We start from the raw sequence: 22280 nt of genomic DNA on the forward strand, positions 1-22280 counted from the left end.
GATATTATAGCCTTTTACTAGTTTCCGGACAACCTCTTAGAGGTTGTCCGGAAACTAGTAAATTCAAGCATATTCCCTCTTTAACATAACCCTACTCATAGCTAGGTATATGAAATTCTCAGTGGATGTTGTGAGTAAATCATACTCCTTCGATAGCCTTCTATTCCTATTAACCCAAGCAAAAGTCCTTTCTACAACCCATCTTCTTGGCTGTACTTTAAACCCTTGTTCTCTTGTTGGTAGTAGCTCAGGTGGCGTATCTTTGTGCACCCAAAATCTACATGGAGGCCTTTTAACAATTTCAATATCTATGTCATATTCTTCCTTTATGTGATTCTTTAAATTTCTTCCTTGGTATCCCATGTCAGCCCACATTTTTTTAACTTTAGTATATTTTGTTCTCATATTGTTTAATGCTATTTTAATACCATCTCTATCATTTTCGTTAGCAGCGCCTACGTAACAACCTAGTATAAAACCCTGAGTGTCTGTAATTATATGCCTTTTTCTACCCTTTACTTTTTTACTTCCATCATAGCCTTTGATCCCCCCTTTTCTGTAGTCTTTACAGATTGACTATCTACTATACAGGCACTCGGCTGCTCATTCCTTCCTATTTTTCTTCTACTATATTTTGTAATTTCATAATTCATTTTCTCAAAAATTCCCTGCTTCTTCCATTGCCTGAACTGCTCATACACAGTCTTCCATAGCGGAAAATCATTTGGTAAATACCGCCATTGACACCCTGTACGCAATACATAGAAAATTGCTTCTAATATTTCTCTTTTGCTATACTTTGGCGGCCTTCCTCCTTTCTTGTATGATACTCTGAAGTGTTTTTCTATTCTTGCCCATTCCCTTTCGCTTAGATCTGTTGGATACTTTTTTCTCATCTTTACCCCGTACTAAAATTTCAGATATTATAGCCTTTTACTTGTTTCCGGACAACCTCTTATAGTACTTCCCAAAGTAAATGATAAAGGTATAATAAGCTATTTGAGTTATAATGGCGTATAGTGTGGATTTAAGGGAAAGGGCAGTATCGATGATAGAAAAAGGGAAGTCAAAGGTTGAGGTGGCAGAGCTTTTGGAGATAGGAATAGCAACTCTGTACCGCTGGTTAAGAAAGAAAGCCGCTGGTGAAAGCCTAAGGCCATCGAAAAACGGCAGCTTTATTCGAAAAATAGACCCAAAAATACTCGAAGAATATGTTAAAAAGAATCCAGATCATACGCTGGCAGAGATGAAACAAAATCTTGGATTTGGAATAAATTCAATTTGGTATAGGCTGAAACAGCTAAGAATTACTTTAAAAAAAAGTTACACTATATCAAGAGCGCAATCAAGAAGATAGGCAGCGATTTACCGATAAAATCTCAAAAATAGACCATTCCAGCATCTTATATATAGATGAAGCAGGAGTTGATAATAGGTTATACCGAGAGTATGGACGTGCTCCAATAGGAAAGAAAATTTATGCAGATATTCCAGGAAGAAAACGAGAGAGAATCAGTATAATAGGCGGGTGGATTGGAAAGAGATTTATTGCACCAATGACTTTCAAAGGTGGGTGTGACAAAGAGGTATTCAATACATGGTTAGAGAAGATGTTATTACCTAAATTGCCACATGGTACTACAATAGTTATGGACAATGCCACATTCCATAAAACTCCCAAAACAAAGGAGTTAATAGATAATGCTAGATGCCGTTTGCTCTATCTACCAACATATTCACCAGATTTGAACCCTATAGAGCATTGTTGGAATACCATCAAAAGCCGCCTCAGACCTTTAATGCATAAATATACAGACTTACAACTTTTGGTTGGTAATACCATAATGGAAATTTATCATTCATTTTAGAAAATACTATAGTAACAACTTTATGTATAAAATTGAAGAAGAATAAAAATACAATAACGAGCATTAAATTAAATATTCCCACCTTTAAAAAACCCTCTTTATATATTTCTAAAGATTCTAAATAATTTATTTTACCATTTACTGAAGGAACTGACATAAATTTTGATATTGCAACTCCGGCTAGGTTAGAAAACGCTAATGACAGCATTACTATACCCATCACTACTCCTCTAAGGTTTTTGGGGGCTAGTGTAGTTGCTTGTTCTTGGACTAATGGAGCAATGTTTGGTAGAAGTCATAGTTTTAAATCCTCCTGATTAAGTTTTATCGCTATGACTCCCCCACCAGAACCGTGCTTGCAGCTTTCCCGCACACGGCTCCACAATGTAGTATTCACAGCATTTCCTATTTTGTATATAATGAGTAGCATATTCTTGGTTTTGGTAATGGATTAACTTGTAGATAGTGTATAAATTGCTTTGAATTCATACTCTTCTTCTGACTACGTCGGTTTATCCATTTATACGCTAGCTTGATTACCCGCCAGAAGAATTTATTCAACCACCGGTAATTTCCGCTAACTCCGAAGTAGTTATAGTGTCCTGTTAGTTTTGCTTTAAGTATTGACCACCAATCTTTAAGGTGAACTTTATTTCGGATCTTTTTCACCCATTCTTTGATTTCTTTAAGTTTTCTAGATAGATTTTCTTTCGAGGTTTTATGACCTACCATTACTCTACCTTTACGACTCCTTGTACCATAATGGGTGAATCCTAGAAAGTTGAAACTTTCCGTTTTTCGTTTCTCCCTTATTCCTTGTTGCCACTCCTTTTTGCCAAACTTTACTATTCTTGTTTTGTCTTCAGATATTTCCAGTCCAAATTTTCCTAGCCTTTGTTTCAGTGACTCTAAGAGTTCTCTAGCATCTTTTTCTCTTTCGCAGCAAATCAGGTGATCATCTGCATACCTAACTAGCTCCATATAACCTTTAGATCTTAGCTTGAATTTCTTTTCAAACCACAAATCCAGCACATAATGCAAGTATATATTAGCTAGTATAGGACTTACTATTCCCTCCTGAGGTGTGCCTAGTTCAGTTGCTTCATAATGTCCTGCTTCGACTACTCCTGCCTTAAGAAATCGTTTTACTAACCACAGTATGTTTGGGTCTGTTATCCGTTCTCTCAAGCATCTCATTAGCCATTTGTGCTGGACATTATCAAAGAATTTCTTGATATCAACTTCTACTACATAGTTAGTTGGTCTGTACATAACTGCTTTATTTAGTGCATTTACCGCTTGATGACAGCTTCTACCAGGACGAAAACCATATGAGTTATCCAGAAAGTTAGCTTCATAAATATTTTCTAATATCTTCTTCAGCATTATCTGGACTAACTTATCTTCTGTAGACGGTACTCCAAGCCCGCGTTTCTCTTTGCTTCCAGCTTTTGGTATATATACTCTTTTCACTGGTTGCGGTTGATATCGCTTTCTTTTCATACTATCCACCAGAGTGTTGAGCTTCTCTTCAAGATTTTCTCCATAAGCTTCTACTGTCACCTGGTCTATACCGCATGCTTTGTTATGCTTTAGCTCTTTATAACATTCAGCAAGATTCTCTGCGTTTATCAGATGAATTAACGATGTAAATTTCAATCGTTTATCTTGCCTGGCTCTTACTGCTATCTGATTTAGTTTTCTTTGCACGTTATTCCAACCTCCGTTGTATTGGCATAGCAATTCCTAAACCAGTCACTATATTGCTGACCGCTTCCCCTTGTATGTGGCTTTCCCACACTCTGAGTACTATCAATCAGTCCGACTTCCTTTATATCTTCCGTCAGTACTCGCCTTTGTTGACTTGTTCCAACGTACCTTAATAGGAATACAAAGGATCTCCCAAGTTTACGTAAACTCCATCTCAACACGTGATACGGCCTCAGATCCCGATAGAGTGAGTGATAACTTGCCCTATTGTTACCCTTCTTGCTGTCTTCCACTATATGCAACGTGTCGACCTCTATGACATCGAGAATTTCGGGACTCAATACCTTCACTTTCGTTGTACCCTGTGTTGTCCATTCCACTAGCTTTACTACGCTCGTTACCTTACGCAGCATAGTGGTTTGTTCCAGCCTGCTGGCTAGGCTTTGCCTGGGTTGGATTTTCACCAACTGGACTTTACGCACTTTGCTTGGCGCACACATAATTCTCCCAGTTCCATAAAGGAGATAGCAATTATTAAATATAAGTATTCTACTTTACCTTCAATGTTAGAGTTTAAACATCCTATGTACAGTGTGAAAAAACACATAGCCATTGTCAGAAGGCCAAGGGTAAACATGGAAGTTGCATATTTTTGCTTAAACTTCATGTATGTTCCAAAAAGAAAGCCAAATATTATAATTGACAAAGGATTTATGGCTTGAGAAACTGAAGCTGGGATTGTTATACCTAATACATTGTTAATAACGTTTCTTTCGGTGAATAAGTTAACCAAAGAGCCAAGCTGCATTTCTAAAGCAAAAAAACACAAGAAAAATACCACAAGAATAGATAATGCCACTAATTTTCGTCTTTGTTCTGCTGATAATTTAGATATTATATAAATAAATATGCCCAGAGCTGTTATTCCAATAAATATGAGCATATTAGTAAAAAATTCACTATGTATAAGCATTTTAGCAATTATTGATGATGACAGAAAGCTTCCTATCAATACTATACCAAAAATTTTAATCCCTAATATGCGCTTATTCATAAGCTCTGGATAAGGAGAAAGGCCGCTATCTCCTAAAAGATTCTGAAATTTGAGAAAAAAGATTAGCCCTATAGACATCCCAATACCAGCTAAACCAAAGCCGTAGTGCCAGCCAAACAAGTGGGCTACATAACCACATGAAATAGAAGCCAATATTGCTCCAATATTCACACCTACGTAAAATAAAGTAAAGCCTCTGCTACGTTCAGGATCGTCTTTGCCATAGCATGAACTAAGTAAGTTAGTTACGTTCCCTTTAAACATACCAGTACCTATGGCTATTAGAGATAAACCTAAATATAATAAACCTGGTTCAAACTTAACCAATGACATGCAAGCATGACCTGCTATCATCACTATCCCTCCAAGCAACACCATGTTGCGGAATCCCATCAACTTATCAGCTAAAAAACCTCCAAGTATTGGTATAGCATAACCTGTTGCAGCAAATAATGAGTAAATAGTAAAGGCCCTCTCATCAGTGAAACCTAAGTGAGAAGTCAAAAATAGGACCAAAAGTGCCCTCATTCCATAGTAAGAGAAACGTTCCCACATTTCAACAAAGCACAACATTTTTAAAAATTGTGGAAACTTATCTGTCTTCTGATCCATAAAATACCCCTAAAGCTTGGGTTAATGTTAAGTAAAACAATAAAAACTGCAAGTAAAACTTAAAAAAAGGTATTGGAAGCTCGGCAGAATAGTTTGTTGGGGTGTGAGCTACGGAAATATTTTTGAATTTGTAATTTTTCAGAAAGCCCTATATTCTTTAGTTTTACATAGCGAACATGAAGTCAAAGCATTATCCTGATACAGTAAGTAGTCCTGATTTTTTATCGTTAGAAAAGGAAATCATAAAATTTTGGCAGGAAAACAAAGTTTTTGAGCGGTCAGTTGAAGAACGTTCCAAGGATAATTGTTTTGTCTTTTACGATGGGCCTCCGTTTGCAAATGGACTTCCGCATTATGGACATTTACTCACTGGTTTCATCAAAGACGCATTTGCAAGATATCAAACTATGCTTCAAAAAAGGGTTGAACGTAGATTTGGCTGGGATTGCCATGGATTGCCGGCTGAGATGGGTGCAGAAAAAGAACTTGGAATATCTGGTAGAACTGAGATAGAGAAGTTTGGTATAGATAAATTTAACGATCATTGCCGTACTTCTGTGATGAAATTTTCATCAGAGTGGGAGAAGTATGTAAATAGGCAAGCAAGGTGGGTAGACTTTCACAATGACTATAAGACTATGGATAAATCATTCATGGAGTCGGTCATGTGGGCATTCAAGCAGCTTTATGATAAGGGTCTGGTGTATGAATCAGTGCGCGTTGTACCATATAGCTGGGCATGCGAAACTCCATTATCTAATTTCGAAACAAGGCTTGATAACGCGTATAGAGAAAAAGTTAGCAAAGCTGTAACTGTTGCATTTGAGCTTTTAGAAAACCCACAGCAATTTAAAAGTGTTAAACGAAAGTGTAAATTACTTGCTTGGACTACAACTCCTTGGACGTTGCCGAGCAACTTGGCTTTAGCAATAGGAAAAGATATTAAGTATTGTGCAGTGTCAGTCCACCCTTTGATGTCATTCCAGCGCGTGACGCTGGAATCTATTTCTGGATCCCAGTGTCTGGGCACTGGGATGACAGGGAGTAGTGAAGGAAGTTCAATGGATGGTGAAATATACATTTTTGCTGAAAGCTACTTAGAGAAATTTATCAGCCACTCTGAACAAAACAATATTCCATATGAAAACTGCAATATAAAACTTAAAGCGAATGATCTTGCAGGTCTTTCTTACAAACCACTGTTTGACTATTTTAAAGACACAAAAAATGCATTTCGCGTTTTTATTGCTGATTATGTGACGGAAGAAGACGGTACTGGCGTTGTGCATACTGCTCCTGGATTTGGTGAGGAAGATTTTTACCTTTGCCAAAGCCATGATATTCCAGTTATTTGTCCAATTGATAACAGTGGAAAATTTACTGCTGAAATTTCAGATTTGGCAGGGGTTCATGTTTTTGATACCAATGATACAGTAATAAAAAAATTAAAAGAGCAAGGGAATTGGTTTAAAACTGAACAATATATTCACAATTATCCACACTGCTGGAGAACTGACACTCCTTTGATCTATCGCACTATGCCTTCTTGGTATGTTGCTGTTACAAAATTCAAAAGCAGAATGGTAGAGCTAAATAAGAGAGTTAATTGGATACCAAACCACATTAGAGATGGTCAATTTGGAAAATGGCTTGAAGGGGCACACGACTGGTCAATTTCACGCAATCGATTCTGGGGTACACCAATCCCTGTATGGAAATCAGACGATGCGAGATATCCAAGAGTAGATGTATATGGTTCAATAGAAGAACTGGAGAGAGATTTTAATGTTAAAATAGACGACTTGCACAGACCATTTATCGATACTTTAACAAGACCAAATCCTGATGACCCAATAGGAAAATCAGTTATGCGCCGTGTACCTGACGTGTTTGACTGCTGGTTTGAATCTGGCTCGATGCCATTTGCGCAAATCCACTATCCGTTTGAAAATAAGGAGTGGTTTGAATCTGCGGATTTTATTACCGAGTACATAGCACAAACCAGGGGGTGGTTTTATACGCTCTTTGTATTGTCTACTGCTTTGTTTGATAGGGAACCATTTAAGAACTGCATATGCCACGGTGTTGTTTTGGATGTAAAAGGGCAAAAATTGTCCAAACGTTTGAATAACTATGCAGATCCAATGGAGGTTTTTGATAGATACGGTTCTGATGCACTGCGTTTTCTTATGCTTTCTGGATCTATTGTTTGTGGTGGTAATTTGCTACTCGATAAAGAAGGAAACTCAATACGAGATGTTCTGAAAAACGTAATAAAACCTATTTGGAATAGCTATCACTTTTTTACCATGTATGCAAATGCAGATGGGATTAAAGCTGAAGTTTGTAAGGATTATCAAAGCACTATTGATCGTTACATGATTTCCAAGTGTTTTGAAGCTGTAGAAGGTATCCAAGCTTCTATGAACAACTATAACTCCCAAGAGGCTTGCAAAATTTTAATGAACTTTTTTGAAGTGCTAAATAATTGGTATATTCGTCGCAGTCGCGAGCGTTTTTGGAAAAGTGATTTGGATCAGGATAAAACTGATGCTTATAATGTTCTATATACGGTTTTTTATTACATACTAAGAGCTGCAGCTCCTTTGTTGCCACTTATAACAGAGAATATATGGCAAGGGCTTAAGTATGAAGAAACATCTGTTCATTTGGCTAATTTTCCACAATTAGAGAAGTTTGATAGTCAACTCATTGCCAAAATGGATCTAGTGAGAGAGATATGTAACTCTGCACTCTCTATTAGAAACACTTTTAACATACGTATCAGACAGCCGCTTGGCAGTATGATCATTTATCATCAGTCTTCCTGTAGTTTTCTTGAAGGTGAACCGCTTTCTGTCATCCCAGAGTTCTCTCCTGTTATCCCAGAGTTCTCTCCTGTCATCCGAGTAGCTGACACTGGGATCCAGAAAGAAAAAAGTGCTGGAATGACACCAAGCATGAATGAATATCAAGAGATGATAAAAGATGAGGTAAATGTAAAAAAACTGGAGTTAGTAAACAGACTTGAAGATATTGCATCACTAGAGTTAAAGCTAAGTTTTCCCCTGCTTGGAAAGAGAATACCAGATAAAATTAAGAAACTAGTTCAATATGTCAAAGAGGGAAAATGGAAGCAAGTTGAAAATGAGCAAGTTTTTTTAGGTAATGAGTCAGAAAATTACATCATAGAAAAAGGCGAATATGAACTATTGTTAAAAGCAAATAGTGGATATTCTGCTGTGTTTGATAACAACAAAGGAGTTGTCATTCTAAATACTGAACTAAATGATGAATTAATTCTAGAAGGGTTAGCGAGAGATGTCGTGAGGCTCATTCAAGAAACCAGAAAACAAGCTGATTTTCATATATCAGATAGAATCAGAGTAATAATCAAAACAGAAGATGAGAAAATTAAGGAAGCAATAAATACGTGGATTGAATATATAAAAGAGCAGACCCTTACCTTATCTTTGGACATTAATACAGAAATTGGAACTAACTTTTATTTTAAGGAGTACCAAAATTTGATAGTTGGTATTAGGTTAAATTATTAGTAGTTGAAAGTTGTCATTGTTTATGCTATACTTAGGTTACTTGAGGTAAGGTTATGGTATGTATGCTGTTGTAGATTGTAAGAAAGTTGTTGACTTAAATAACAATAGTGATGATTTAGGTAAAGTAGAATCTATTTCCAATGTTACTTTGGAAGAGGAAGAGTCTTTTGATGCTATGGAAGCTGTTTCTAATGTAGAAGAAGGGAATGATTTAGGTCTTGCTACTTCAGAAGAGGAAGAAGAATTTTTTGATGCTGTGGAAGAACAAGAGCCGTTAGCTAATTTTAACGTTCCACTCAGTATATTTCATTATAAAGATTATAACTCTGATTTTTTTACTTCCTGGTATAATATATCAAGCGAAATATTTAAGGAAATAAATAGAACTTGCCCAGAAAAGAAAATATTAAATTTAGCTCTGTCAGTTTTAATGCTTCCTTATATTGCTTTTACTGCACTGGGATTAGTCGTATGCAGTAGATTTCAAGCAAACAGCAAGACACAAGACAGTGTAGGGGAAGATAAGACAAAAAAGAGTGAAACTGGCGTGCCAAAAAGATTGGCATATGGTGTTCTTGCTGCAATAGCAATTTTTGTTAATATGGCTGTACTTGTAGCCTTAGTTGTTCCTGCAACAATTGCTTTGGCTACTTTTTATCTTTTAAATAGAGATTTATCTCACTCTTTAGTTACTGCTCTTAAAATAAGTATGGGGCGGTATTCTAATAAGCATCAAAATATTGAGGTGTCTTTTCATGAAAAGGAAGTTACTGGACCAAATATTGCGTGGGATATGGAAATAGAATTTCCACCGCAATTTAAACGATTGCTTAGAGATTTGTATGAAAATGAAAATAACAAGTGGTTTGATGTGACGCGGGATTCAGAGCATAGCATCGTACTGAAATTGTCAACTAACATCAATTTAAAAAATGGTCTTAAGCCCTTACGCAATGAAATCAAGGATGTGCTTGCAACTTCTATTCAGGAATTTGCGAAGACTATGGAAGAACTGATAAAGCTAGAAAAGAAAGAGATTACATATGATAAATTGAAGGAATTATTGAACGAATTCAAGTCGAAAGTGGTAGATAGTATAGGTCCTAATTTGACAAGTCACTTAATACAAAGTGCTTATCAAGTTGCCTTTATACAAGCAATTAAGTTTCAGCGAGATAGACGGGGAGAAGATTTTTCGCTGGAAGATGAGATAAAAAATTCTTTAGTGAGACAGGAATTAGAGAGCCAAGGTAAGGAATTACCAAGTAGAAAAGAGATTATAATAGAAGATTTGAAAAACGCAGGAATGGAAGTAGAAGACTCAAAAGATGATGAATTTTCTGTACATGAGGCGGAATGGAAAAAGCTTATAAAGGAAGGCGAAATAGTTAAAAGGACAGTAATTGATATTTATAAAAATAAGCATCTCCAAGCAACAGAGAAAGCCTTAGGTAATGCGAAAGAAGAAATTGAACGTTTAAGAGGAATAGGTCAAACAAGGTGTAACAATATATATAAGAAATTAAAAGAAATACATGAAAACAGTAGCTTAACAAATGACACCTTAAAAAGGGGGTTAGAAGACCTTTTTAAATTCGAATATGATGATCAAGAGATTGAGCGCAGGCTGATAAAATCAGTAATGAAAAAAGTTCAAGGTAAGTTAAGTCAATCAGATATACCGGATAAGGAGAAGCAAAGCCTAAGGAAGCAGCTTGAAGATTTAGAAAAAAAAGTAAAGGTTCCATCGGATAAGGAAGCTTCAGCTAAAATAAATGACTTTATAGAAAAGATGTATTTAGAAATAAAAAAATATAAAGTGCAAAGGTTACTTCGAGAACAAAAAAAGGGTGTTTTACGTTTATGCAAGAAATTAAGAAAATATGGTGAATCAGGTCTAGCAGAAATAATTGAAGCTTTTCGCGTGCAAGATGAAGGACATTTAGAAAAATCTACATTAGAACAAACACTCAAAGATCAAAATAAGCGTTTACAAGCTGAACAAAATAACAGGGAAAAAGGGCATCCGGGTACAAGATCAATAGAAGTGCTCTTAAAAAGGAATGAAGAAATTCTGAAAGCATTAAAACAGTTAGAATTAGGCAAAAAAGAATTATTGATAAATGAAGAAACAAAAAATGATTATAAAGAAGAACTAACGTCTCGTGAAAAAATAAAATTTGCAGTAATAGAAGATGATTTACTGAAGGTATTCAAGCTTGAAACTTTTGATGAAAAAGAAATCAAGAAGTTATTAGAAAGAGCAGAACTGGAGTACTGTTTAGCAGAAAAAAGCATCAAATATCCTGTAATTAAAACAAAAGATAATATCAAACATTTTAGTCAAAATTTATTGTCTCCTTTGATAGACAATTTGACAAAAAATATAATAAATAATATACCAGGAAATAGTGAAGGTTGTATACAGAAAGTTAAGAACTGGAGTAAAGTTATGTTTGGTGCAATAAAGATTGGAGCATCAAATGCTTATAAAGAGACTACAGAGAGAAAAGCGTTAAATGTGGCACATAATACTTATAAAGAAGGAGAGACATTTCTTCAATGTTTTCAGTCAAATTATGAAGGTATTGGAGCCTTTTTAGGTAATTTATTTTCTGATGATGGGGTAACATTTAAAAATGATGTGTGGCCTAAAATAGAAGAGCATTTGCATGGAATGTGGGATAGATTTTTCAAGGATATTGAATTCAATATTGGAAATAAATTGGATGAAGTAAGTGTGACACAGCAACGGCAGGAAACTATGATTGTGACTCAACGATAAGTTCTCAAAGTTCCTCCGGTATTTTCACATACTAAATTAACTATAGCACTTGATTCTTTTTGGATCTCTTTTTCAGTTAAAGTGTGGATTGGAGAGCAAAAAGTAACTGACAACGCTATAGACATCTTATTCGGTTCTATATTATTTCCATGGTATACATCGAATATCAAAACTTCTGTGATGAGCTCTGAGCTTTTTTTTATCACATTGATTATGTTACCTACTTCCACATCCTTATTTACTATAAATGCAAAATCACGTTTTACACTTTGGTATTTATAATCGATAAATTTCTTTCTACTTACAGGTAAATTTTCAATATTTTCTAGTATTACCTCAAAACCTACAACTTTTTGCTTGATATCAAAAAGATCTAATATATTAGGATGCAACTCTCCAAAATAACCTGCTACTTTATTCTTAAAAGAGAGAGTGCCTGACTTTCCTGGGTGGTAATGTTCTTTTTCTGCTTTCTCTATCGTTAAATTATCACAATTAACGTTAAAAAACTCCAAAGCTGCTATGCAATCAGCCTTTGCGTCAAAAACATCTACTTTCCTATCAGTATTATAATGGTTTCGCGGTAAATTATTTCCTGACCTAATTCCACTTAAAACATACTTAGACTGAGCTTCACCATCGTAAATCGGCCCGATTTCGAAGATTGCAAGATCAGATATTCCATGGGCAATATTATCAGCAGTAACTTGCAATAAATTTGGCATAATACTTGGTCTCATTATATTAAAGCTATTGTTAAACGGATTATCGATGATAAATAACTTATTCGAGTAACCAAATTTTTCAGCTGTTGATTCACTCATAAACGACCAGGTTAGCACTTCATGAAACCCTCTGTTTGTCATCAAAATACGCAAATTGTCGTATGTACTATCTACTTCTTCAACATTATTTGGTAGTGGTTCTTCTTTTATTTTGTCATAGCCGTATATCCTTGTTACTTCTTCGATTAGGTCAGCCGGTATTGTCACGTCCGGTCTCCAGCTTGGTACTTGTACATTCCAATTGCCTTCGGTTTTTTTATCAATACTAAACCCTAGTTTCGTTAAGATATCAAGCACCTCATCAGGCGATACAGACACACTTCCAAACTTGTTCACATCCTGATAATCAAAGCTCACCTTGGTGTCAGCACTATCTAAACTGCCAGCAGACACTACGCTTGAGGTTTCTCCACCACATAAGTCCAGAATCATTTTAGCTGCAAGGTTGAGTCCATCAAAAGTAAATTCAGGATCAACTGAACGTGCAAATCTGTAACTAGCGTCTGTGGAGATGCCGAGCTGCCTTGAAGATTTAGTAATAGAGATGGGATCGAACCAAGCAGACTCTAAAAAGATATCAGTAGTTTCAAGAGTACATTCACTGCACTTACCACCTATAATTCCAGCAATTCCATGAATATTTTTATCACCTGCAATAACGCTTATGTCTTTGTTTAATAAGTATTCTTTACCGTTCAAACCAGCAAATTTTTCTCCGTCGTTTGCTTTGCGTACTGTGAGCTCTCCTTCTATTTTTTTTGCATCATACGCGTGCATTGGGCGGCTGAAAGATATCATAATATAGTTCGTGATATCAACTATTGCAGAAATGGAGCGCATTCCTATCGATTCCAGCCTATCTTTTAACCATTTTGGGCTTTCTTGATTTTTTACATTGGCGATGTATATTCCACTAATAAAACTTTCCCCGTCAGTAACTTCAACATCGATTGGTGAATTTATGGAGCTGGTAAGTTGTGGAATGCTTAAAGTCTTTAATGTCCCAATTCCAGTTGCAGCAAGGTCGCGAGCTATTCCATAAATGCCTAAGCAATCTCCACGGTTTGGAGTAACATTTATATCAATTACAGGGTCACAATTGAAAAATTTATCCCCTACTTTATAATCATCGGAAAGCTCGATTATTCCTTCACTTTCCTCTTGAACCAGCGCAAGTTCAGAAGCAGAGCAGAGCATCCCTTCACTTAGCATTCCTCGTATTTTTGTGGACTTAATTGTGAGATCACTTTCTGGCAACGTGCTACCAAGAGATGCAAGTACAGTTTTCATACCTTCTCTAACATTGTTTGCTCCACAGACTATTTGTAGAATTTTACTTCCATCATTTACTTTACATAATTTTAATTTATCAGCATTTGGATGAGGTACGACTTCTAATACCTCTGCAACAATAAACCCAGTCAATCTGGAATTATCGATCACATCTTCTACTTCTAACCCTATGTGAGTTAATTTATCGGTAATTTCTTCTAAACTAGCATTGGTTTCTAAGTGTTCTAATAACCAAGATAATGTGAATTTCATGGACCTAAAAAGAAGTGAAAAAGTTATTGTAATATAAAATGTAGTGCTTTTAAAGCTTGTTGTAGTGGAATACTTCTACATCATTGTTTATGATGTAGAAGCTTTTGTAACTTTATATCTTCTTGCGAAGAGAAAGAATTTTTTCTATATCACCTTTTAAATCTATCTCCAGAAAGAATTTAAGACTTTCATAATCCCAGGCATCCTCATCAATGTTACCATCAAAAAAGAAGTGTATTATTGCATTGTTGAGTCCTATGTAATAATCGCGAGTATCTTCGTCAAGGAAACAATCTACTGATTCGATGTATCCGTTACCAAATTCCTGCTCCAAATTTAAAGGATGATTAGTGTTAATAAAATCTATTTCGTTCATTATATACCTCACTAAAAATTAAATTATAATCAAAATAAGATATTAAGTCAAGATATTGAATAATTTAACAAGATTAGTAAATTTTAAAATACAGAGCTGACTGTAATTAACATTCTAATTACATATTTTGTTAATATGTTAATGTTATAATAATACAGAGCCTTATCTTAATTCTTGACTTTGTCCTATAAAATTCATACTTTATTTACTGTTTATAATTCAGATTAAAATGGCATTAAATCCGCTGGAACAGTTTAAAGTATATACGGTAATAGAGTTACCTAGGTTATTTGGGTATGACGTAAGCTTTACCAATTCATCTCTTTTCACGATGATTTCGGTGATATTGGTGATACTCTTTTTGCTTTTTGGAATAAAGAAGGGGGCAGTAATACCAGGATATTTGCAAGCTGCAGTTGAGTATGTATATGATTTTGTTATTTCAATAATAGAAAATAACACTGGAAGCAAAGGCTTGCAGCACATTCCATTGATATTTACAGTGTTTATTTTCATTTTATCGTGTAATTTAGTTGGTGTTCTTCCTTATAGTTTCACGGTCACAAGTCATGTGATAGTCACCTTCGCTTTATCGATGGTGGTTTTTATTTATATAACGATTGTTGGATTTAAAGAAAGGGGAGTAGAATTTTTACGCATATTGCTACCAAAAGGAACTCCTTCGTGGCTTGCACCTATAATAATTATTATTAAGTTGTTTGCTTATTTAGTAAGGCCGGTTAGCCTATCAATAAGGCTTGCAGCAAATATGATTGCTGGTCATACAATCATCAAAGTGATAGCAGGGTTTATTGTAAATATGAACATATTTTTCACTCCTGCGCCGTTTTTGTTCATAATTGCATTGATAGGATTTGAAGTATTTGTTGCAATTTTACAAGCTTATATATTTACTATATTAACATGTGTATATTTGTCAGATGCAGTAAAGTAATTGACTTCCTTGTAGAATATTTTACAATTATATTATAAAGAAATAATTAAAGGTAATATATGGATTTAGTAGCTTTAAAATTTATAGCAATTGGTTTAGCTGTGTTTGGAATGCTCGGTGCTGGTTTAGGTATAGCTAATATCTTCTCTGCTATGTTAAATGGGATTGCGAGAAACCCTGAATCAGAAGGTAAAATGAAAAGTTATGTTTATATTGGTGCTGCCATGGTTGAAATCATGGGATTGCTTGCGTTTGTACTTGCAATGTTATTAATATTTGCTGCTTAACAGATGCCACAGCTTGATGTTTCAACCTTCTTTTCTCAAGTTTTTTGGTTTTTAATTTTTTTCTCTTCACTTTTTTTCGTAGTAAGTTGTTTATTTTTGCCAAAGTTAGATGAAATAATAAGCACTAGAAGTAAAGAAGTATTGGATTCTTTTAATAGTTCTGTTCATCTTTTAAGACTCACGGAAGATCAGGTTGCCAAGTATAATGCCGCTTTAAACCAAGCTAGAATACAGGCAAAAAAAATCATAGATGATGCACTTGCTCAGGTAGAAGAAATGAGAGCTAATGTTAAGAATATATTAGAAGAGGAAGATAAAAAAAAGAGCAAGCTTATTGAAAAAAAAGTGGCAGAATTTAAATCTGAATATACTGATCAGTTAAAACAAATGGCTACTAGTATTGCTTTAATTTATTATACTAAATTGACTAATTCTGAAATTGAAGAGGAATTTATTGCTGACTTGGTGTCCAAAGAATTTTAGGGGTTTTTATGTCTACATCACTGATTATCGGTCTTGCCTTCTTGGTAAGTTTTGTCCTTTCGTATAAATTGCTAAAGAAAGTGATAAAAAATGCGCTTAACAATAAGCGTAACAAAAGCAAATTTTCAAGTGAAGAAACTGAAAAATTCAGGAAAGATATGTTGGAGTATTACAAAAAATCTTCTAAAAAATACAAAGAATTAGATGCAGAAGTTAATAAAATGATGAATGAAGCACTTGATAAAGCTAATAGTATCATTAAGCACAATAGACAGCAGCTAGATCAGACATTAGATGACAATGCCCATTCTAACTTGAAGAAAGTCACTGACCAAGTTGAAAAAGCTCTTGGAGATTTACAGGCTAACACAGCGAATGTAGCTGCTGATGCTGTAAAAAAAATAATGCATGAACGTAAAGATGATAAGCGTAGTAGCGAGGTCATATCTTCATTTTCACGTGACTTAAATAAAAAATTGCATTAGGTTCAATGCAACAATTGCCTATACTTCAAGCTGATAATGTAGAAAAAATTAAGTTTGATTCTAGTTTGTGCAAAGAGCCAGAGAAACTTTTTTACTATAAATTTAATATAATTCCTTGGCAAAAATTAAATAATACTACTTTTTTTATGGTTGAAGACACAAGCCGAGATATCAACCGTTGGGTCGAAGCTCATTACGGTATTGACTATGTATTAATAAAAGTGGATAGCGAACAGATTTTAAATCTTCTTAACTCGCACTTTGGTATTTCAGAATTTGCAAGCAACTACTTATATTACAAGAATTCTAATTTTTCAGCTAAAAGCATTAAACTAAGCTCAATATTTTTTGCTTCTTTCTTTATTGTAACTTCAATTTTAACACTAACAGAGAAATATACATATTTTGCTTTGATGTTGATATTTATAATCGGATGTTCTAGTTATTTATTCAAGTTTATAGCTACAATTTTTAACTTATGTGAAACCTCCAACCAAAAAGTGGATTATAGTAAGCTGAATGAAGAAGATTTTCCTATATATACTATTTTATTGCCTGCTTTTAAAGAAAGTGCAGTGATAGAGCAATTGGTTGAAAGCATTGAAAGTTTGGATTATCCAAAATCAAAATTAGATGTGAAGCTTCAGGTAGAAAGTGATGACCAAGAAACGCTAGCAGCTATAGAAAAGTACACTTTACCGCAGTATTTTGAAGTAATAAAAGTGCCTTATTCTTTGCCTAGAACAAAAGCCAAGTCATGCAATTATGCTATGAGCTTTGCTAGAGGAAAGTATGCAGTAATATATGATGCGGACGATAAACCAGACCCATTGCAGTTAAAAAAAGCACTGATTGAATTTAATAAGGGCGACGATAAGTTAGCCTGTGTACAGGCGAAATTAAATTACTATAATTGTGATTGTAATTTTCTCACAAAATCCTTTTCTCTGGAGTATATGAACTGGTTTCAATACTTATTGCCTGGATTCCAAAAAATGAACATGCCAATGCCTTTGGGTGGTAGCAGTAATCATTTTTCAGTAAAAATTCTAAGAAAAATGTTTTTCTGGGATGCTTATAGTGTTACCGAAGATGCTGACCTCGGTTTGAGACTTGCGCAAATGGGATATAAAACCAGGATGATTGACTCAGAAACATTGGAAGAGTCACCAATTGCTGTATTTGCTTGGATTAAGCAAAGAGCGCGCTGGATCAAAGGCTATATGCAAACTTATATTGTTCATTTAAAAAATATAAAGTCTCTTTATAAACACACTGGATTTAAGGGAATTTTGCTATTGAATCTTTTTGTTGGCTCTGCAGCTTTTATATTTTTTACTACTCCATTTTTACTGCTTTCATTGATATTAACTAAAGTTTTAAATGGATTATTTTTGTACTACTTTGTAGTGGTATACGTTACTAACCTGATTCTTTTGGTAATAGCTGTCAAACAGCAAAAGATGCCTTTTTATTTTTATATAGTATCGATATTTTTTCCGGTCTATAGTCTGCTACATAGTGTTGCAGCTTTTCTTGCCTTATGGGAATTTATTCTTTACCCTGAGCGATGGAACAAAACTCAGCATGGTTTATGGAAGCAAAACCTGTAGCTATTTGGCTTTTTCTCTGCTCGGTCATGGTAATTCTCATGGTAGGGATTGGTGGATTTACCAGACTTTCAAAAGCAGGATTGTCAATCACGGAGTGGAAACCAATTACTGGAACATTACCACCACTGAGTGAACAAGACTGGCTACAAGAAAAATTAAAATACGAAGCTACACCTGAATATAAAGCACTTAACTATGGTATTAGTATGGAGGAGTTTCGCGCTATATACTTAATAGAATATGTACACAGATTGGTTGCAAGACTAACAGGTTTAGTTTTTGTCCTGCCATTTATATATTTCATATTAAGAAGAAAAATATCTAAAAAGGTAGTAATAAAGCTATGTGTGGCATTATTATTTGGAGCTTTACAAGCTTTTGCTGGTTGGTATATGGTTAAAAGTGGTTTAGTAACTGAACCTCATGTTAGCCACTATAGGCTTGCACTTCACTTATTATTAGCATTAATTATCTTTGCATTATTGTCATATCAATTTTTTGATTACCAAATATGGATCCCAGTGTTACGTACACAACTATACGAACATTGCAGTATAAGAGTAATTTTCACCAAGAAAGATGTCATCCCAGTGCCCAGACACTGGGATCCAGAAAACTTAACTTTAAATAAGTGGCTGCATAGTAAAAGCTGGATTCCAGTGTCAGCTACTTTCATGACACCATTTGCTGTGCAATTTATTTTCAAAAGTAAGCGTTCGTACAGTTGTGTGTCAGCTACTCGGATGACAGGATTTCAATCTACTAACAGTAGTATATATTACACAATACTTATTCTGATTCTAATTGTAATACAAATAATTTTCGGCGCATTTGTTGCGGGATTAAATGCTGGTTTGATTTACAATACCTTTCCACTAATGGACGGACAAGTCGTTCCAGAAGATTTATTTTTCTTACAGCCTATATGGCTGAATATCTTTGAGAACAGAGCGACAGTGCAATTTATACATCGAGCACTGGCATTGCTAATACTAACTTTGGTAGTAATACTCACAGTAAAAAATGCTAGCGTAAAACCGGTATATATTATGCTGCTCTCCATCATCATTCAGATAATTTTAGGAGTGGTTACTCTTTTGTTACACATACCAATAGCCATTGCCATAGCTCATCAAGTGTTTTCATTTATCTTATTTGGGTCAAGTTTGTACTTCTTGTGTTATTTAAGAAAGCAGACTACATCACCGATCTGCACATTTTTTCCTTCTTGAACGGGAATATTTTTTATCACCATTGCTGCTTCAGCACATATGATATTTTCCATTTTCATTGCCTCCACCACAAATAAAGGTTGTCCTATTTCCACCTGATCTCCTACATTTACGTGTAATTTAACTAATAAACCAGATATTGGGGATTTTACAGCATCTGCTGAAATCCCTTCTGTTTCATTATTTAGCATTAACTTACTTAATTCAGCTACATGAGGTTTTAATATACAACACTCAGCTTTCATACCTGCATGTCTTATGAAGTACTTGCTGCCTTGTCTTTCTATTTTAAGTGCTATATTGGTATCGTCATTAATTGTGATATATAGCAATCTATAACTTGATTTCCACTTGCCTATAACGGAGTATTTATTGTGATTATATACTGTTATTAATATATTATCTTGGTATTTTGCATTTACGGAGTACTCATTGTCATTTATATTCACTATGAATAAATCTCTTGCACGGTCACCTGCCATCCGAGTAGCTGATACTGGTGCCCCTTCTTTTTTACTAGATTCCAGTGTCACGCACTGGAATGACACCTGAGATGTTTCATTCACTGCTTTATGATGGTACCTTTCTTCATTTTCCAAATGAACATATAACGCAGTGAAAATAAATATTTTAATATACTCCTCTGTAACAAAATCGCCGTGAAACCCACTAGGGTAATGATCTGGAATGAATCTCGTATGGAGCTTTGCTGCGATAAAATTTGGGTGATGGAAGATGGATTCTAGAAATTCTATATTATTTGTTACTCCTTCTATATAGCATTCAGACAATGCTTTTTGCATTCTGCTGATCGCTTCTACTCTATCTTTTCCATATGTTATCACTTTGGCAATCATCGAATCATAGAACATGCTAATTTCTGAACCTGCAGCAACTCCATCATCTATTCTTACATAATCATTTTCACCCGGTTTATCGTAATATTTTATTCTTCCGCTGGAAGGGAAAAATTTCTTCGATGGGTCTTCAGCGCAAATTCTACTTTCTATTGCAGAACCAGTAAGTTTAATATCATCCTGACTGAACCTTAATTTTTCTCCACAGGAAGTTCTAATCATTTCTTCTACTATGTCTATTCCAGTTATAAATTCTGTTACTGGATGCTCAACTTGTAATCTCGTATTTACCTCAAGAAAATAGAAGTTTTGGTCTTTATCTACAACAAACTCAACAGTACCTGCTGAAAAATAGCCAACTTGCTTTGCTAAAGAAACACATTGGGCATACATTTTTTGTCTTACTTCTTCACTAATGAATGGACTTGGCGTTTCTTCTATTATTTTCTGATTATTCCTTTGTATCGAGCATTCTCTTTCTCCAAGACAAACTATATTGCCATATTTATCTGCTATGATTTGTATTTCAATATGTCTTGGCAACTCTATATATTTCTCTATAAAGATACTGCCATCCTTAAAACTTTTCTCTGCTTCATTTGTGGCTGATGTAAATGCTAGTTCAATTTCTTTTTTGGAGTTTACAATTCGCATTCCTTTGCCACCACCGCCTGATGCAGCTTTAAGCATAACCGGAAAGCCAATTTCTTCAGCAACTTGAGCTGCGTGGGCAGCGTTGCTAATCTTACCCATATATCCTGGCACTACATTCACTCCAGCTTTTTTTGCCGCTTCTTTTGCTGTTATTTTGTTGGCTGTAACTTCTATTGTTTCTGCACTGGGACCGATGAAGTCTATATTATGCTTCTGCAAAGCACGTGGAAAATCTGGATTTTCTGCTAAAAAACCATAGCCAGGATGAACCGCCTCAGCACCTGTTTCAACTGCTACTTCACATATTTTTTCAATGTTTAAATAACTGAGGCAAGAAGGCGAAGGGCCGATATATCTTAACTCATCTGCTTGCCTTGCATGCACAGAATTTATATCCGCATCCGAATATACGCATACACAAGATATACCCATCCTACGAGCAGTCCTGATAATCCTGCAGGCAATCTCTCCTCTGTTTGCTATTAAAATCTTACTGTACTTCTTTTCCGTCATCGTATGAGTATACTTTCTTAGCTTGAGAAAGTAAATTTCTATATCATTGCCTGCAATTTTTTGTTATATCCTTGCAAGATCCGCATTACTAAAAGTTTCTACTGGAGTGCTTACGTCATGCAAGTCATGTATCTCACTAAATACTTTGCCTGACAGATACGCAGCCCCACCAGAAATTATCCCAGCCATCGAAGCCAATGCAAGAGACTGAGAAACTAAAAATAAAAAGTATAAAGACAAACATAAAGCAGCAATACATGCTATCGCTCCTACTATATATAAGCATAGGCGAAACTTCTGGTTACATATAAAGCTGTCTTTTATGCCTGCGATTTCTTTTATTTCTTTTTTGACTGTCTTACTAACCCAGTCAAGAGGAGTCTTTTTAGATTGATCTAGCGCACATCTATTGCACAATGCCTCTTTAACATAATTCTTGACATTTTCTAATTTTTCCGGATCACAATTTGGGTTAGTTTTTTCAGACTCCAAATGCTTGAATATTCCTTTTACTACACTTGGTAATATCCCCACTTCTGCTGCTATATGAAATGGATTTTCATGATCTTTATTGTACTCTAACAAATGAACATTACTTTCAACACTTTTCTTGAAAATAGATAAAAACTTATCAACCTTTCCTGTTTTTGCAGCTAAATGCAGGAGATTATCTCCCCTAATTCTTTGTTTTGTTTTATCAAAAGGGCCGGTGTAACGCCAATTGATATTAGCTTCATTATCTGAAAGCAATTTTGCTATATCTACAAGTCCATCCATAACTCACCTCGCTATATTCAACCAATACTAAATTATACAACACAATTTATGAAAAATAAATAAAATTTTATCTCTCAGAACAAATAAATTCTAAATTGTTACAAACATAAATTTTAGCTATCATCATTTACA

17 protein-coding genes are annotated in these 22280 nt (G+C 34.9%); 10 read left to right on the top strand and 7 right to left on the bottom strand.

Translation table 11 applies throughout. From position 1 onward, the window contains the following. Window positions 1-63 precede the first annotated feature (63 nt). Window positions 64-896, bottom strand: a protein-coding gene (locus tag ABWU72_RS06540; RefSeq protein ID WP_094189578.1) for an IS5-like element ISWpi1 family transposase whose coding sequence is annotated in 2 segments (ribosomal slippage) — window positions 64-527 and window positions 527-896 — 834 coding nt in all. Because the reading frame shifts where the segments join, the coding sequence is not laid out codon by codon here. Window positions 897-1009: 113 nt separating this feature from the next. On the opposite strand from ABWU72_RS06540, the gene ABWU72_RS06545 reads away from it, so the two are divergent. Then, window positions 1010-1357, top strand: coding sequence for an IS630 transposase-related protein (locus ABWU72_RS06545; RefSeq protein WP_155968342.1), 348 nt, complete (start codon window positions 1010-1012; stop codon window positions 1355-1357). A 28-nt stretch (window positions 1358-1385) separates the two neighbouring features. Continuing rightward, window positions 1386-1868, top strand: a complete 483-nt coding sequence (locus ABWU72_RS06550; protein WP_231115908.1) for an IS630 family transposase — start codon at window positions 1386-1388, stop codon at window positions 1866-1868. A gap of 405 nt (window positions 1869-2273) precedes the next feature. Here ABWU72_RS06550 and ltrA read toward each other — a convergent pair whose 3' ends face one another. Together ltrA and ABWU72_RS06560 are read right to left on the bottom strand one after the other, a co-directional pair. Then, window positions 2274-3578 carry a group II intron reverse transcriptase/maturase gene (ltrA, locus tag ABWU72_RS06555; RefSeq protein ID WP_353283988.1) on the bottom strand — a complete coding sequence of 435 codons (1305 nt, stop codon included), beginning with the start codon at window positions 3576-3578 and terminating at the stop codon, window positions 2274-2276. A 460-nt stretch (window positions 3579-4038) separates the two neighbouring features. Beyond that, complete coding sequence (locus ABWU72_RS06560) at window positions 4039-5244, bottom strand: peptide MFS transporter (RefSeq protein ID WP_353283989.1); 1206 nt, start codon at window positions 5242-5244, stop codon at window positions 4039-4041. 176 nt (window positions 5245-5420) lie between these two features. Between ABWU72_RS06560 and ABWU72_RS06565 the strand changes: the two genes are divergently transcribed. Beyond that, on the top strand, window positions 5421-8801 hold the full coding sequence (locus tag ABWU72_RS06565) for a class I tRNA ligase family protein (RefSeq protein WP_353283990.1): 3381 nt from the start codon (window positions 5421-5423) through the stop codon (window positions 8799-8801). Window positions 8802-8976: 175 nt separating this feature from the next. Further along, window positions 8977-11586, top strand: coding sequence for a hypothetical protein (locus tag ABWU72_RS06570; RefSeq protein ID WP_353284067.1), 2610 nt, complete (start codon window positions 8977-8979; stop codon window positions 11584-11586). Here the strand turns inward: ABWU72_RS06570 and pheT are convergent. Both pheT and ABWU72_RS06580 read right to left on the bottom strand, forming a co-directional pair. After that, on the bottom strand, window positions 11577-13916 hold the full coding sequence (pheT, locus tag ABWU72_RS06575) for a phenylalanine--tRNA ligase subunit beta (protein WP_155968392.1): 2340 nt from the start codon (window positions 13914-13916) through the stop codon (window positions 11577-11579). The two genes, ABWU72_RS06570 and pheT, sit on opposite strands and share 10 nt — an antisense overlap. A gap of 112 nt (window positions 13917-14028) precedes the next feature. Next, window positions 14029-14292, bottom strand: a complete 264-nt coding sequence (locus ABWU72_RS06580; protein ID WP_010962582.1) for a hypothetical protein — start codon at window positions 14290-14292, stop codon at window positions 14029-14031. Window positions 14293-14521: 229 nt separating this feature from the next. Between ABWU72_RS06580 and ABWU72_RS06585 the strand changes: the two genes are divergently transcribed. Genes ABWU72_RS06585 through ABWU72_RS06610 form a run of 6 tightly spaced genes read left to right on the top strand, consistent with a single transcriptional unit; the run spans window position 14522 to window position 19347 of the window. Next, window positions 14522-15247: a F0F1 ATP synthase subunit A gene (locus ABWU72_RS06585; RefSeq protein WP_155968396.1), complete on the top strand. Its 726-nt coding sequence runs from the start codon at window positions 14522-14524 to the stop codon at window positions 15245-15247. A 59-nt stretch (window positions 15248-15306) separates the two neighbouring features. Continuing rightward, the gene (locus ABWU72_RS06590; protein ID WP_006014985.1) at window positions 15307-15534 is read left to right on the top strand and encodes a F0F1 ATP synthase subunit C; all 228 of its coding nucleotides are present in this window, start codon (window positions 15307-15309) and stop codon (window positions 15532-15534) included. Between the two features lie 3 nt (window positions 15535-15537). Next, the gene (locus tag ABWU72_RS06595) at window positions 15538-16017 is read left to right on the top strand and encodes a hypothetical protein (protein ID WP_065094794.1); all 480 of its coding nucleotides are present in this window, start codon (window positions 15538-15540) and stop codon (window positions 16015-16017) included. An 8-nt stretch (window positions 16018-16025) separates the two neighbouring features. After that, window positions 16026-16502 (top strand): hypothetical protein, encoded by a 477-nt coding sequence (locus ABWU72_RS06600; RefSeq protein WP_155968398.1) that lies wholly within the window; start codon window positions 16026-16028, stop codon window positions 16500-16502. A gap of 14 nt (window positions 16503-16516) precedes the next feature. Next, window positions 16517-18115, top strand: coding sequence for a glycosyltransferase family 2 protein (locus ABWU72_RS06605; protein ID WP_353284068.1), 1599 nt, complete (start codon window positions 16517-16519; stop codon window positions 18113-18115). Beyond that, entirely contained in the window at window positions 18073-19347 is a 1275-nt protein-coding gene (locus tag ABWU72_RS06610) for a COX15/CtaA family protein (RefSeq protein WP_231115865.1), read from the top strand. Before ABWU72_RS06605 ends, ABWU72_RS06610 begins: the two co-directional genes overlap by 43 nt. On the opposite strand, the gene ABWU72_RS06615 is transcribed toward ABWU72_RS06610, so the two are convergent. Both ABWU72_RS06615 and ABWU72_RS06620 read right to left on the bottom strand, forming a co-directional pair. Then, window positions 19296-21371, bottom strand: coding sequence for an acetyl-CoA carboxylase biotin carboxylase subunit (locus tag ABWU72_RS06615; protein ID WP_353283991.1), 2076 nt, complete (start codon window positions 21369-21371; stop codon window positions 19296-19298). The two genes, ABWU72_RS06610 and ABWU72_RS06615, sit on opposite strands and share 52 nt — an antisense overlap. 63 nt (window positions 21372-21434) lie before the next feature. Then, the gene (locus ABWU72_RS06620; RefSeq protein ID WP_174515662.1) at window positions 21435-22148 is read right to left on the bottom strand and encodes a hypothetical protein; all 714 of its coding nucleotides are present in this window, start codon (window positions 22146-22148) and stop codon (window positions 21435-21437) included. Window positions 22149-22280: the final 132 nt, after the last annotated feature.

The sequence above is a fragment of the Wolbachia endosymbiont (group A) of Lypha dubia genome (genome assembly GCF_964028575.1).
Lineage (GTDB): Bacteria > Pseudomonadota > Alphaproteobacteria > Rickettsiales > Anaplasmataceae > Wolbachia > Wolbachia pipientis.

What these genes read in the sequence shown, in the direction of transcription:
- ABWU72_RS06590 (WP_006014985.1), top strand. Translation starts at nt 15,307, where the DNA reads ATGGATTTAGTAGCTTTAAAATTTATAGCAATTGGTTTAGCTGTGTTT.
- ABWU72_RS06545 (WP_155968342.1), top strand. Translation starts at nt 1,010, where the DNA reads ATGGCGTATAGTGTGGATTTAAGGGAAAGGGCAGTATCGATGATAGAA.
- ABWU72_RS06595 (WP_065094794.1), top strand. Translation starts at nt 15,538, where the DNA reads ATGCCACAGCTTGATGTTTCAACCTTCTTTTCTCAAGTTTTTTGGTTT.
- ABWU72_RS06600 (WP_155968398.1), top strand. Translation starts at nt 16,026, where the DNA reads ATGTCTACATCACTGATTATCGGTCTTGCCTTCTTGGTAAGTTTTGTC.
- ABWU72_RS06615 (WP_353283991.1), bottom strand. Translation starts at nt 21,371, where the DNA reads ATGACGGAAAAGAAGTACAGTAAGATTTTAATAGCAAACAGAGGAGAG.
- ABWU72_RS06620 (WP_174515662.1), bottom strand. Translation starts at nt 22,148, where the DNA reads ATGGATGGACTTGTAGATATAGCAAAATTGCTTTCAGATAATGAAGCT.
- ABWU72_RS06570 (WP_353284067.1), top strand. Translation starts at nt 8,977, where the DNA reads ATGGAAGCTGTTTCTAATGTAGAAGAAGGGAATGATTTAGGTCTTGCT.
- ABWU72_RS06585 (WP_155968396.1), top strand. Translation starts at nt 14,522, where the DNA reads ATGGCATTAAATCCGCTGGAACAGTTTAAAGTATATACGGTAATAGAG.
- ABWU72_RS06580 (WP_010962582.1), bottom strand. Translation starts at nt 14,292, where the DNA reads ATGAACGAAATAGATTTTATTAACACTAATCATCCTTTAAATTTGGAG.
- pheT (WP_155968392.1), bottom strand. Translation starts at nt 13,916, where the DNA reads ATGAAATTCACATTATCTTGGTTATTAGAACACTTAGAAACCAATGCT.
- ABWU72_RS06565 (WP_353283990.1), top strand. Translation starts at nt 5,421, where the DNA reads ATGAAGTCAAAGCATTATCCTGATACAGTAAGTAGTCCTGATTTTTTA.
- ABWU72_RS06610 (WP_231115865.1), top strand. Translation starts at nt 18,073, where the DNA reads ATGGAACAAAACTCAGCATGGTTTATGGAAGCAAAACCTGTAGCTATT.
- ABWU72_RS06560 (WP_353283989.1), bottom strand. Translation starts at nt 5,244, where the DNA reads ATGGATCAGAAGACAGATAAGTTTCCACAATTTTTAAAAATGTTGTGC.